The 12947-nt window shown below is 54.4% G+C and carries 12 protein-coding genes; 3 read left to right on the top strand and 9 right to left on the bottom strand.

The window, feature by feature from the left end; all coding sequences use genetic code 11:
• Positions 1-66 precede the first annotated feature (66 nt).
• On the top strand, positions 67-915 hold the full coding sequence (locus AAFN47_RS18880; protein WP_499810805.1) for a DUF6692 family protein: 849 nt from the start codon (positions 67-69) through the stop codon (positions 913-915).
• Positions 916-1272: 357 nt separating this feature from the next.
• Positions 1273-2115, top strand: a complete 843-nt coding sequence (locus AAFN47_RS18875; protein ID WP_499810804.1) for a hypothetical protein — start codon at positions 1273-1275, stop codon at positions 2113-2115.
• Positions 2116-2163: 48 nt separating this feature from the next.
• Here the strand turns inward: AAFN47_RS18875 and AAFN47_RS18870 are convergent, their stop codons facing one another.
• The 6 genes from AAFN47_RS18870 to AAFN47_RS18845 form a co-directional block, all read right to left on the bottom strand.
• Entirely contained in the window at positions 2164-2418 is a 255-nt protein-coding gene (locus AAFN47_RS18870) for a hypothetical protein (RefSeq protein ID WP_499810803.1), read from the bottom strand.
• Positions 2419-2603: 185 nt separating this feature from the next.
• Positions 2604-2864 (bottom strand): hypothetical protein, encoded by a 261-nt coding sequence (locus tag AAFN47_RS18865; RefSeq protein ID WP_499810802.1) that lies wholly within the window; start codon positions 2862-2864, stop codon positions 2604-2606.
• The gene (locus AAFN47_RS18860; protein WP_499810801.1) at positions 2861-3553 is read right to left on the bottom strand and encodes a hypothetical protein; all 693 of its coding nucleotides are present in this window, start codon (positions 3551-3553) and stop codon (positions 2861-2863) included. Before AAFN47_RS18860 ends, AAFN47_RS18865 begins: the two co-directional genes overlap by 4 nt.
• 71 nt (positions 3554-3624) lie before the next feature.
• A complete protein-coding gene (locus tag AAFN47_RS18855) occupies positions 3625-4086 on the bottom strand; it encodes a S24 family peptidase (protein WP_499810800.1) in 462 nt (153 codons plus the stop codon).
• Positions 4087-4152: 66 nt separating this feature from the next.
• On the bottom strand, positions 4153-4476 hold the full coding sequence (locus AAFN47_RS18850) for a hypothetical protein (RefSeq protein WP_499810799.1): 324 nt from the start codon (positions 4474-4476) through the stop codon (positions 4153-4155).
• A gap of 378 nt (positions 4477-4854) precedes the next feature.
• On the bottom strand, positions 4855-5427 hold the full coding sequence (locus tag AAFN47_RS18845; RefSeq protein ID WP_499810798.1) for a DUF4760 domain-containing protein: 573 nt from the start codon (positions 5425-5427) through the stop codon (positions 4855-4857).
• A gap of 551 nt (positions 5428-5978) precedes the next feature.
• On the opposite strand from AAFN47_RS18845, the gene AAFN47_RS18840 reads away from it, so the two are divergent.
• A complete protein-coding gene (locus tag AAFN47_RS18840; protein ID WP_499810797.1) occupies positions 5979-7700 on the top strand; it encodes an adenylate/guanylate cyclase domain-containing protein in 1722 nt (573 codons plus the stop codon).
• A 611-nt stretch (positions 7701-8311) separates the two neighbouring features.
• Here the strand turns inward: AAFN47_RS18840 and AAFN47_RS18835 are convergent.
• The 3 genes from AAFN47_RS18835 to AAFN47_RS18825 all read right to left on the bottom strand — a co-directional run bounded on the left by AAFN47_RS18835 (position 8312) and on the right by AAFN47_RS18825 (position 12874).
• Positions 8312-9847, bottom strand: coding sequence for a sulfatase family protein (locus AAFN47_RS18835; RefSeq protein ID WP_499810796.1), 1536 nt, complete (start codon positions 9845-9847; stop codon positions 8312-8314).
• A 56-nt stretch (positions 9848-9903) separates the two neighbouring features.
• Positions 9904-11376, bottom strand: coding sequence for an NAD-dependent succinate-semialdehyde dehydrogenase (locus AAFN47_RS18830; RefSeq protein ID WP_499810795.1), 1473 nt, complete (start codon positions 11374-11376; stop codon positions 9904-9906).
• A gap of 112 nt (positions 11377-11488) precedes the next feature.
• A complete protein-coding gene (locus AAFN47_RS18825) occupies positions 11489-12874 on the bottom strand; it encodes an aspartate aminotransferase family protein (RefSeq protein WP_499810794.1) in 1386 nt (461 codons plus the stop codon).
• Positions 12875-12947 lie beyond the last annotated feature (73 nt).

Raw genomic sequence — 12947 nt, 5'->3', positions numbered from 1 at the left:
TGGATCCGGAACATACCGGGATTGCGTCCGTTGTCCATTAGACAAGCAATCAAACGGTTCGGCAAAATGTCATACATCCGCTTCGGTCTGATGATCCTCACATCGACCATCATCATGTTCATCCTGATGTATTTGAACACATATGCATGGGAACATGTCTTTTTCAGCGAAACCCGCACGTACATGGCGCTTCTCATGGGTGCGACGATGGCCGTCATCATGCTCGCTTTCATGCTGGGCATGTATTCAAACAAGACGCTGAATTTCGCTATCTTCATTGGCGCAGTTATCGTCTTCACGGCGTCTCTCTGGCTCGTTCGCAGTCAGGTGACGATATCGGGTCCGAGCTATATGCGGGCCATGATCCCGCACCATTCCATCGCCGTCATGACATCGGAAAGGGCGCAGATAACGGATGCACGGGTGCGCAAGCTGGCAGACGAGATTATTTCTGCCCAACGTCGCGAGATAGCGGAAATGCGTTATATGATCGGCGATATCTCCGACGGGAATGTCGTTGACAGCATCTACGAGGACCCGCCGGCACGAGTCGGAACGGTCGAAGACGCTTTGAACAATACCCTTATTTCGACACTTGACCCTTCTCCGGTCACCGCTGAGGAAGCTGCTGAAATCGTCACATCCGGTGAAAAATGCCGGTTCAATCGATCTCCGGAAACGGATCCCGTTTTGTGGGCGGCGCAGGATGGCTCTAACGGAGCCATGAAACTCAATGGCGTAATAATTCCGCTTGAAAGCAACGGTGTCCAAGGAAGCCTGTCTGCTCAAGGTGTGAGGATGACCGTCAGGCCTCTTGGAGAGAATGCCGACTGGCGATCGGACGCTGAACTTGTCTTCCAACTGGACCAGCGGCTCAGCGTGGGATACCGGGGCTTTTACGAGTGTGGAATATAAAGCTGGGCGAAGGAATAGCGGAGATTGCTTTGAGGATACCCTTCAATTCTACGGATTATTGTACATCTTCCGACGAACTCAGCGTCCAAGATACCTTTTCTTGACCCGTAGAACATGACGAGCACATATTTCAACCTTTTGTGGTGTAAGGGCTGCTGCGTGCACTGAATATGGTCCTCGTCCATGTCAATTCGCCGATACGCTGTAACTGAATAGCGGGCAAAACCACCCAATCCGTTCTGGCAAATGTCTCCAGTGATGATAGGATAATATTCCTATTTCAACCGTAGGAGATTGATTATGCCCGTATACATTTTCCCGGAAGATGAACCGCCACTCCGCCTTTCAGACCGACTTGTGGCGGGTCTGGTTCACAATAACGACGCCTTACCGCAGTATGCGCTGACGACGCAGCGAATAGTCTCCGTTCTGCTAGAGCGGGAGAACGGCAAGCCAGTTCGCATCTCGGATACTTCCGGCGAGATTTGGCACTTTGACGAGAACGGACAGATCCGAAAAGGGTTGGTGGATTCCATGCGCAACGTTTCTCGGGTGATGGATACTCTCGCCTCCACCGAAACGGTCGTCGAGCTCAAGCCGCATACGGAGAGAAAAAAGCGGGATGAGAAGTATCGATGGGAGCCTGGCCGAAAAGAAATCAACATCATCATTGCCGACCTGTGGCCGAAGAAGAAGTCGGATCGGCTGAAGTTTGTAAAAGGCACGTCTGTTCGACGCCCACCGTTCACCGCTGATGCTGAGCGCTGCATGAGAAAGGTATCAGCGGACTTCTGGATGTTCGATCAGCATATCGGGATGCTGTCAGAGCCCGGCCTGAAAGGGTTTGCCTACGAAGCCAGGGAGCGCGCAGAAGACAAGTTTCCCGAAACACCGGAACTCTATGAAGCGCTTGCGGCAATGGCGGACAGGCATCTGGCTATTCATCAGCAGTGGCGGAGTGGAAAGGGAGTCTGGTATGCGCTGGTTGAACTCCTTCAATGGGACAGCAACCGGTCTAGCGAGGTTGTCGGGCAGTTCTACGAGCGATGCAACGGACGTAAAGAGGCTGTCAAAGCTGTAAGGCGGCTGATGGCAGAGCATGTTTCCAAGTTCAGCGACAACGTTACGGTCGAAGGCCAGTTGATGACCGAACCGGAATGGAAACGGCATGTCTCGATGTTTCCGGAAGATGATGACTGAACGACCGGAAAGGGGCCGGCTACCCCGACGAAGCTTGAGTGAACTCTGTCAGAAGCCTTTTCTTCGCTCTAGCGATTCCTGGATACCGCTTTCAACTGCGCCAGTGATGTCGCCGAGAAAGTCGAGCGCTATTGCGGACCGTTTTGCCACTTCGGGGTCGTCATGGTTCACCGGCATTTCTTCCTGAAGCACGTAGAGTTCGTTCGCCAGCATCTCACTGTTGAATCCGGGAACATCACTGGCCAGCCGGATTATCAACCTTTCGACGAACATCAGATGGGTTTTCCGCCAAACTTCGAACATTTCGCAACTCTCGAAATCAGCGGCCATGCTACCCCCAAAAATGATCTGGATAGTTCGGACTTAGTGTTCGAGGGGGGCTGTTTCAAGAAAATATTGCGCTGCAATAACATCGACGGATAGATCCAATGAAAGGCAGTAAAAAAACGGGGCGCTCGGCCCCGTTCATCTTCCTTCTGTAATGTTTCTCAGGCGACCTGTTTGATGACGCCGTTCCCGTCTCTTGCCTGTCTGGTTTCCAGATGATCGTGTACGCGTTCCATGAAGTGATATGCCGCATGTAACGCCAGGGACAGGTTTGCGCCCAACTGGTCGCTCGTCTGGTCACCTTGGATGCTTTGCATGTCTTGCGTTCCGTTCGCGCAAAGCTGAACCAAAGCCATGGCCGTGTGGGAACAGTTGATGATCTCCTCAGGCGTCATCTCGCTATGGTTGACCAGTCTCGTCATGCCTGAAGCCCTCCGGTTTCGCCTGCTGCCAGCCGTTTGATGTCGTCGATGAGCGAGTCGATGAATTCCTCGTCAGGCTCGACTCCATTGAACCAGCCAAGCAACTCGGCGGCGCGAACCTTGACGGCCATGCCCTCAGCCGAGTTGGCGGGGATTTCGAACATGCGGTGGGCTATGCCCACGCAATCCTGATAGGCTGCTGAAATGCGGTCCTCGTCATATCCGACAATGCGGTTCTGTTCGTCGTGGCGGACGCGCCAGGCATCCCATTCCTTCTGGACCTGTTCCTTCTCCGCCTCGACGCGAGCAAACCATTCACGGACGGACTTGGGTAGCCGTAGATCGAAATCTTTCGAGTTGAGCTCCCGTACAGGTGTCTCGGCAATGACGTCGCTGTGAATTTCCTTCAGGTCTGCGGGCATCTTCGGCTTGTGGTATCGCTCCCAATCCCATGGGTGCATTGGTCTGGGGCCGGCAGCCAAGTCTGCTTTCTTACCGGCAATGTCCAGTTCCCGGCTTACGGCGTCATTCCGCTCCAATGCCGCAGCGAGTTCCTTTTCGAGCGTCAGCAAGGTCTGCAGGTCAGGACCGACATGGATTGAAGCCGATGCAGGCGCACCGGCTGCAACAGCGGCGATCGATGCTCCGATCAGGACGTTGCGTCGTGAAAGTGTTTGCGTATTGGTCATGATAATTCTCCCGTTTGGTTTGGCCGACGAGTCTCCCGGCTCGCGGCAAGTCGATGTTCGATTGAATGGGTTCAGGCGTTGCCTGTGACGCTCTCCGGAAGCCGCCCGGTGCACTTGTGGATGCCAAGCAGCTTTGTGAGCGTGCAGGCGCGGTTGCTGTTCGGCTTGAACAGATCGAAGACAACCGCAAACTCGCCGTTGCTGTCAGGGTGCGGCTTCACGCCGAACTGAGCGTCCGGATGCGGCGGGAACACCATGCGCATGATGAAGGATTGCGGAGAGCTCTGAGCCACGTATTCGGGCCGAACCCAGACGATCACCGTATCGCCCTGCTCGGGCCTCTCCGTGCGGGAAAAGACAAGCTTCTCGCCGTCCCGAAAATGCGGCTCCAGGCTGTCGCCGCTTACGATCATTGCATAGTCATTCGGCAGGTGATCAAGGTTGGTTACCTGCCCTGTAGTCTGCCCTGCAATGGCGGCGGCGTTTCCACCCTTCAAAACGCCGCACTGTGTGCTAGATTGCGTCGTTACCATGCTAGTCTCCTGTGCTGGTTGTGGTGAAGGGCTGATTGGATATTGCAGCATCCAATCAGCCCGCTATCAGGCGGCCATCTGATGGTCCGCCAATTCCTCAAAGAACCGGTCCCGTGCATCGCTGCTGTTGCAGAGCGCTTCAGCCAGCTTCGCGAACAGCGCCCGGCAGAACGGGTCGTCATGCTTTGCGTGGATGTCGATGGAGCGCTTGTCGCGCCAGTCGTGCGGCGCAGTCCCGTCCAGCGTGATGCCAGTAACTGTAAAGCCGTAGGAAGATCCGTCGCCATAGCCAGGGTCATTGTCCAACGTGGCCGTTCCGGAGAACAGTGCTACCTCAGCAGCGCCAATCTGCAGGCCGATCTCTTCGAACGCGTATTCTGTGCTAAACATTGGCTTGAACCTCTTGCTTCTGGCGTCATAACCTTATAAAAAGTTATGTTATCTCCACAGGAAGGTCAATAGGTAACCTTACAAAAAATGAGGTCTTATGATTACGGATAAACAGTGTGTGGCTGCAAGAGGTTTATTGGGCTGGACGCAAGCCGATCTATCTGACGCGATCAGTAACCTCGGCGGCAAGTTCAGCAAAGCCGCTATCATTGCGTTTGAGAAAGGCGGATCGATTAGGGAAAGCAACGCCGCCCTGATAGCCGCTGCATTCGATTCCGCAGGGATTGAGCTAATCCCCGAGAACGGCGGCGGTGCGGGGGTGAGGCTTAAGAGGCGGGGGGAATAAGGTGCCGTTATATTGACCGTTTGGGTCGAGTGTCAGTCCAATGGCAATTTCATCTGAACTTCAGGGGACCATTTGAGTGCTAGAGTTTCAAAGTTTGAGAATGCCTTTAACGCACTAACCTCACTGCCACTGTCAGGTGTTGGAGTTCGTATATGCTGTATAAAAGGTTCAGCCGCAAGCCAGTCTCGTACTACAGTGCTTCGCATATAACTCTTATAAACTTTCTCATCTAGTATTCCTTCAAATATACCAAGTGCTATTATTTCATAGTGATTTAAGTAGTTTATCACCATCTGTCTTTGTTTGATTACTTCGGGGTTAGTTGGATATATTATTTGTTCAAATCCACCATTGTCTTTTCGAATATCAGTGAATGCCCGATATAGTTCTTGATAATATTCCGTTGATTCAGATCTCTCAATGAGATCGAGCGTGGCTCTCTTTCTGGCAATTTCACGATTTGTATTTATGGAGATCCAAGACAATACTCCTGCGCTTAACGCCGATATTGCCAATATTGACGGAGCAACCCACCAAAACGATGAAGCCGCGCATACGATGACCTGCGCGGCTTCACTGATATCTGCAGGCTGACAAGCAGCCATTGTTTAGTCCCTATAGCCTTCTTTAGTCATAGGTAACCTCCGTGGTAAGGATGCCCATATTGATATATGAATTGTGTGATCGCAATCAATTAAATTTTCGTAATAAAAGCTCGCGCAGCGGCGGCTTGAGGCGCGGATTGGGCAGTTGCTTGGGTCGTCCAGCCAAGGCGGGCGACCGACAGAGGATAACCCTACGCATGCGGAGGGTATTGATAGGGCAGGCGACCGCTCTGACTTTCGCACCCTCGCCCGCGCTCTCAATGGCGAATGCGAACTGACCAAAGCGGAATGGCGGCAATCTCGCCGCGAAAGCGAATCCCACAGCGCCGTTCCGCTTTTCAGGTAGGGTAGAGCACCAGCCAAGGCCCAAACGCGCATCCTGGCTTTACCGCTGTAGCGGGAAACGGTGTTCTGAATCGGCTAGGTCCGTAGCTGACCAACGTCCGCAATGTCTGGACTAAGCGGACACAGCGAAAAGTCTGGGTATTGCGTTTGAAGCCGCAGTCCAGCAGACTGCTTTCGAGAATCCGGGAGGACACAAAATCAGGCGATTGACAACCATAGTTGCCGCAGACCTCGCGGCATATTCGCGCCTGATGGCGATAGACGAAGAAGGCGTTGTTTCCCGTTTGAGCGCTGTCTGGTCCGACGTTGTCGATCCATTGATCGAAAATGCAGGGGGGCGGGTCGTAAAGACGATAGGCGACGGTTTTCTGGCGGAGTTCAGTTCGCCAGTCGAAGCCGTTCGCGCAGGCCTTGCAATACAAGATGCCATGGCAGACCGTGACACGGAGCGTCCCGAAGACGAGCGGTTGTGCTTCAGGATGGGTATACATGTCGGCGATGTCGTTGCCGTGGACGACGACATTCTCGGCGATGCCGTCAACGTTGCAGCGCGGCTCGAGACTATTTCACCAGTGGGTGGGCTTTGCCTGTCACGCACGGCACGGGACCAGGTTAAAAACCGCCTCGACATAACGCTGAAACCCACTGGTGAGCTGCGCGTGAAGAACCTGCCTGAGCCGATCGAAGCGTGGGTGCTGGGCCAAGGTTCAAACGAACAGGTAGTTTCTTCGACAGAAATTCTGCCAGTAGTTGTAGTTATGCCATTCGACGAGATCGGCAGCGAAAATGAGTTCTTCGCTGACGGGGTCGTGGATGAAATTACCAATGCCTTATCCAGAGTGGGCGAAATCTCTGTTATCGCGCGGCAATCTGCCTTCAGCTTCAAGGGACGGGTTGTAGACGTGCGTGCGGTTGGGCGCGAACTTGGCGCTAGATACGTGGTCACCGGCGCGATACGGCGGTCTGGAAAGCGTGTACGGCTATCGGTCCAGTTGGCTTCTGCCATAACCGGCGCCAACCTCTGGTCACAACGCTATGACGATGATCTGGAAGACCTCTTCGAGTTGCAGGACCGAATCGCTTCGCACGTTGCAGGGGCTGTTTCGCCTTCTATTCGAGCCGCCGAGATTGCCGCCGCTCGTGCCGTGGCACCTATGGACCGTAGGGCTCACCAACTTTACATGAGTGCATTTCCTCATTTCTGGGCACATCGGCGCGAAGAGAACGAACGTGCAATCGAGCTGTTGAGTTCGGCCATGGATTTGGATCAGGGAGATTTCCGTTCGCAAGCATTGAGGGCCTGGGCCTATGCTCAGCAGGCAACCTACATGTGGAGCGAAACGCCTATTGTCTCCCGGCGGAAGGCGCAGGAGGATGCAGAGGCCGCGCTGCTTTTGGCGGGAGATCACGCAACCTCTCTTGTTGCTATTGCCGCAGCTTTGGGAATGACCGGACTCGATCATGAACGGTCCGGTCAGTTGTTGGAGCAGGCGCTTGATCTTGACCCAAATTCGGCATGGGGCTGGATGCGACTGGGTTGGAACAACATCTATCGTGAGGAAGTGAAAACTGGTCTTGCAGCGTTCGACAGGGCGGAAGAGTTGAGCCCGCGTGACCCCTTTCTCTTCAATATTCACTTTGGACGTGGCTACGCATGCGGACAGATCGGAGAGTTTGAAAACGCAATCCGGCTGGTAAAGCTTGGACTGACAGCCGGGCCTGGTGTCACCTGGGCTTATCGTGACTTAGCCAGCTTTTGTGCCAATGCTGGCCGTCGTGAAGAGGCAGACGAAGCCGTTGCTGCGTTGATGCGCAGTTATCCTGGACTGACAATAAAGCGTGTCATTGACAGCATGCCGCCCGCAACTCATTCGCGGCATCACGGTTTTCTCGAAGGGTTACGGCGCGCGGGCGTACCGGACGCTTGAAGTCTGGAATGTTCGGTTTGGGCAGAGCAGACTTTCGCCGCTTGGTTTTCTCAGGCGTGCCGATTGCGATGCAGCGAAGGTCTGTTCTGAGCTTATTCCGTTGAAAAACTCGCCATTTGCCCAGAGTGTAAAAATTTTCGCCTTATAGAGACAGTTTCGGGAAATTTGGCCGAGGGGGTAGCTAATTGTCGTTTGTCGCGACGGTAGAGCTCCTGTGGTTTAGGGTGACCCAATATGGCGGCGGTTCTTGGCAGTTTGCCCTGTTAGCGAATATTTGAGGCTCTGCGATTTTCGAGTCTTTCAACAGTATCTCCGCATAGCGGTCATTAAACAACCGACTTAATCAAAAAACTATCCCTCCCCACACTGAGAACACCGCCTCCTTCGAACATACAGCAGGACGAGAAGCGATTTCGGATCTATCTTGGCTCATGCCTGGTGCATAGAACATCGCGTCTACCACAACAGACAGGCTGAACTGATACCGTCTCCCGGTTGGTTCCACCGGGAAGCAATAGAGCTTCAGTAGCTACAACCAGTCTCGTTAGCGATCTATGGTCGGTTCGAAATATTCAGTCGGTGAACAAATGAGCGTAATTTCTAAGGCCCAATCAACACATGCCGGCTGCCTGTAGGGGAGTGCTGCGTTTGTCGTCGGGTCGGTCACTGCGCAATTTATCGAGTTTCTCACGTCCATCAGCATGGTCGGGCTCGTCAAAGACGTTATTCATTTCGTATGGATCTTGCCGCAGATCATACATTTCTCCTTCGTTTGATAGCATTTCGAAGGTACAACGATAATCTTGGGTGACGATTGTCTGCAGATCGAGATCAATGCCACAGCGCGAGGCGCCCAAACCCCATTCGATAAATGCAAAGTTTCGCATGTCCGCTTTCGCTTCACCGGTTCTCAGCACCGGCTTCAGCGACTCTCCATGATAGTCGCGCGGCACACCTCCGGCGAAATCGACGAAGGTAGGGGCAATGTCGAGGGTGGAGACTACCTGGTTCACGACCTTGTTCTCTGCTATGCCCGGACCGGCTGCGATTAAGCCTACGCGGGTCAGGCTGTCATATAGCATAGGCCCCTTGAACAGCAGCCCGTGATCGCCGAGATACTCTCCGTGATCGGCGCTGACCACGATGATTGTGTTCTCGTCGATGCCTCGAGCTTTCAATGCAGAAAGAATTCTGCCCACTGAATGATCTACAAGGGAAATCATTCCGAAATAGGCAGCCGTGATGTCACGCAACTGACGATCGGTCAGGCGTCTTTGGCGCGAGAGGTTCTCGCGGATGGCGCGGAATTCTTCATTGGTCTGTGGCGTGCTGGTTAAGCTGGCTTCGTGCCACCACGGTCTGCGAGCAACATCGAGATCTCGGTGTTTCGGAAGGTCCACATCCTCGGGATCATACATCTTGTCCCAGGGTGACGGTGGATCGAACGGATGATGCGGATCAGGAAAGGAAACCCATAGAAGGAATGGTTCTTGTTCATCATAATTAGTAATGAAATCCGTTGCCCGATCGCCAAGCCAGCTAGAGGTATGCCAGTTCAACGGCAATTCCGGCGTATGGACCTGTTGCGCGCCGCTGGCCGGGCGTGCACCTTGATCGTACAACGCGCTCACCTGTGTTCCAGCCCCGGTCTCGTGCAGCCAGCGGGTAAAATGGAGCCCTAACGGTGGTTCCCAGTATGGCCATTTCACTGGTCCGTCGATGAACAACTCAACATGGTCGAAACCCATATAGGGACCAAACCAGCCGTCGTAGTATTCTGCCATCGTATATCTGCACTCGGGGCGACCAGTGCGTTCGAACGTATGCTGGGTTGATAGATGCGCCTTGCCAAGCAGCGCCGTGTGATAGCCCTGTCTCGCTGCCTGAGTGGCAAAGCCTCGCTCGATCATATCATCAGGCAGGTCAATTCCGTTGTCACGCACGCCATGAGTATGCGGCAGCACCCCCGTCAATAGCGAGGCCCGGGCGGGTTGGCAGATTGGTGAGGGACAGTAGCAGCGGTCGAACCGGGTTCCTCGTGCGGCGATGCTGTCGATATGCGGCGTGCGGATATCTGAGCGTGCAAAAGAATAACAGTCAGCCCTGTGCTGGTCAGTGGTGATGAACACGATGTTGGGCTTGCTCAATTGGATTCTCCCTGTTGCTACATTGTATGGAAAGCGCTCGAAGAGGAGCGAGGCGGCTAAATCCCAGCTACATGGAGATACTTCATCTCGACAAATTCCTCGATTCCATACTTTGATCCTTCGCGCCCAAGCCCGGAATGTTTGATGCCACCAAAAGGAGCGATCTCGTTCGAAATCAGACCCGAATTAATCCCAACCATGCCGTATTCGAGCGCTTCTGCTACGCGCCAAACCCGGCCGAGGTCTCGAGAGCAGAAATACGCGGCAAGACCGTATTCGGTGTCATTAGCCATGCGGATCACATCTTTCTCCTCTCGGAAGCGGAAGACCGGCGCCACAGGCCCGAATGTTTCTTCTCTGGCGAGCTGCATATCGGCGGTGGCGCCAGTGATAAGGGTTGGTTGGTAGAAGGTGCCGCCGAGCGCATGGCGTTCGCCGCCTACCTCCACCGACGCCCCCTTGCCAAGTGCGTCTGCCACGTGGTTCTCGATCTTTGACAGCACCTCGGCGTCTATCATCGGACCAATGTCGGTCGTCTCCTGGTTGCCGTCGCCGACCTTTAACTCTGAGATTCGCGCTGACAGCGCCTGGACAAATTCGTCGTGAATACCGTCCTGCGCATAGATCCGGTTGGCGCAGACGCAGGTCTGGCCGCCATTTCGGAATTTGCTACCTATGGCAGCTTCGACGGCTGTTTCTAGATCGGCATCATCAAAAACGATGAAAGGTGCATTGCCGCCCAGTTCGAGGCTTAGCTTCTTGATGCTTGGGGCCGACTGGGTCATCAGGATCCTGCCGACTTCTGTTGAGCCGGTGAAGGTTAGTTTTCGCACGGTGTTGTTTGAGCAAAGCTCTCCACCGATCGCCGCTGCATCGCTTCCTGTGACGATATTCAGAACCCCCGGTGGCAGACCCGCTTGTTCGGCAAGCTTGGCTAGCGCCAACGCCGAAAGCGGCGTCTGCTCGGCTGGTTTGACTACTAGGGTACAGCCTGCGGCCAAGCCGGGAGCAATTTTTCGGGTAACCGTCGCCACCGGAAAATTCCAGGGCGTGATCGCCGCCACAACCCCTATTGGCTGCCGCAACACCAAGATGCGCGCGCCCTCTTTATCTGACGGAATAATATCGCCATAGACACGCCTGGCCTCCTCGGCGAACCAACGCACGAAACTTGCGCCATAGACCACCTCGCCGCGAGATTCCGCCAACGGCTTTCCGTTCTCGGCGGTCAATAATTCGGCTAGCGCCACTGTATTATCGAGAATCAGGTGATACCAGGCGAGGAGGATATCGGAGCGCTGTTTTGCGGTCAGTCTACTCCAGTTCGAAAGCGCCGAGCCAGCTGCTTCAATGGCATTCCGTGTTTCTGCCGCGCCGGCATCCGGTACAATCCCCACAATCTCTCCAGTAGCTGGGTTAGATACCGCAAAGTTTGCGCCAGATTGCGACCCGATCCAAACTCCATCGATGTAGTTGCCGACCTGATGCGGCAAGAGTGTTGCGTGCTTGGTGGGAGCGATAGTGCGCATTTTTGTACTCCGTATTGATCTAGTCACCCGTTCGAAAAATCTCAAATCGCCGGGCGGAATGAACTGTGCCTGCGCGTATCGCTCACAAAGTCCTGAAGATCGTGCCCGGGCCTTAGCCCAAATTGCTTCTGACCCAAGTTTCAGCCTCATCCAGCGCACATAGGAAGCGCGTGATCATTTCGCGGATTTGGTCCTCTTGGATGATCAGTGGTGGGCAGAAGGCAATACTGTCCTGGATTGCCCGAACTACCAGCCCATGTGCCTGGGAACGGTCGTAAACATACTGTCCCAGCGCTCCCGGTGGGTCAAAATTGGCTTTGGTGGTCTTGTTTTTGACCAACTCAACCGCTGCTATAAGTCCCGTGCCGCGCACGTCGCCGACCAACGGATGATCCACCAGCGCCCGCAGACCATCCTGTAGCAATGGCGCCATGCGAGCGGCATGACCCACAAGGTCGCGCTCTTCAATGATAGCGAGATTTTCTAGTCCGACTGCTGTCGCAACTGGATGGCCCGAGCCTGTAAAGCCGTGCCCCAGCGCGCTGAGACGAGCGGAGTTGTCGGCGATGCCCTGATACAGTTGGTCCGAGATTACCACCGCTGCAAGCGGCATGTAGGAGGAGGTCAGCTGCTTTGATAGAACCATGATGTCGGGCTGGATCTCAAAGGTCTCCGAACCGAACATCCGTCCGGTCCGACCGAACCCGGTGATCACCTCGTCGGCCACCACCAATACGTCGTACTCTCGGCAGACTGCCTGAACTTTCTGCCAGTATCCTTCCGGAGGCACGTAAACTCCGCCAGCCGCCATCAACGGTTCACCTATGAATGCCGCTATCGTTTCCGGACCCTCCTCAAGGATCATCTCTTCCAGATCTCGGGCTAGCCTGTCGGCGAAATCGGTCTCGCTCTCGCCCGGTTCGGCATAGCGATAGTAATGCGGACAACCGGTATGAAGAACGCCCGCGATTGGCAGATCGAAATCGGCGTGATTGAGCGGCAGACCGGTGAGGCTAGCCGAGGCGACGGTCACCCCGTGATAGCCACGCTGTCGAGCGATGAATTTCTTCTTCTCAGGCCGTCCAATGGCGTTGTTGTAATACCGAACCAGCTTGATCACCGTATCGTTCGCTTCGGAACCGGAATTGGTGAAAAATACGTGATCGAGTCCTTCTGGCGTCATCTGCACCAACTTTTCGGATAACGCGATGCAAGGGTTGTGTGACTTGTGCGAAAATATGTGACTGTAGGGCAATTTTTCCATTTGTCGGCATGCCGCCTCGACCAAGCGCGGTTCGCTGAAACCCACTGCCACACTCCAGAGCCCCGCTAGTCCTTCGATCAGGTGGTTGCCCTCATCGTCGATGACATACACACCATTGCCACGCTCGATAATTGTCGGCCCAACCTCTTCATGACGACGGGCATTTGTATAAGGGTGCAATACATATTGCAGATCCCGCGCTGCCTGCGAATTGAGGCGTTTCAGTTCGGTCATCGAAAGTTCCCGTCTTTAGTTTGAAAATCCTGACGGCTGGAGCCGTGCTAACTCCTGCCGGATTGCTTGTGTC

The organism is Hoeflea sp. CAU 1731 (assembly GCF_039888615.1).
Classification (GTDB): domain Bacteria; phylum Pseudomonadota; class Alphaproteobacteria; order Rhizobiales; family Rhizobiaceae; genus Flavimaribacter.
Note: the sequence above shows the minus strand (reverse complement) of the source record. Positions and strands in the feature narration are given on the sequence as shown.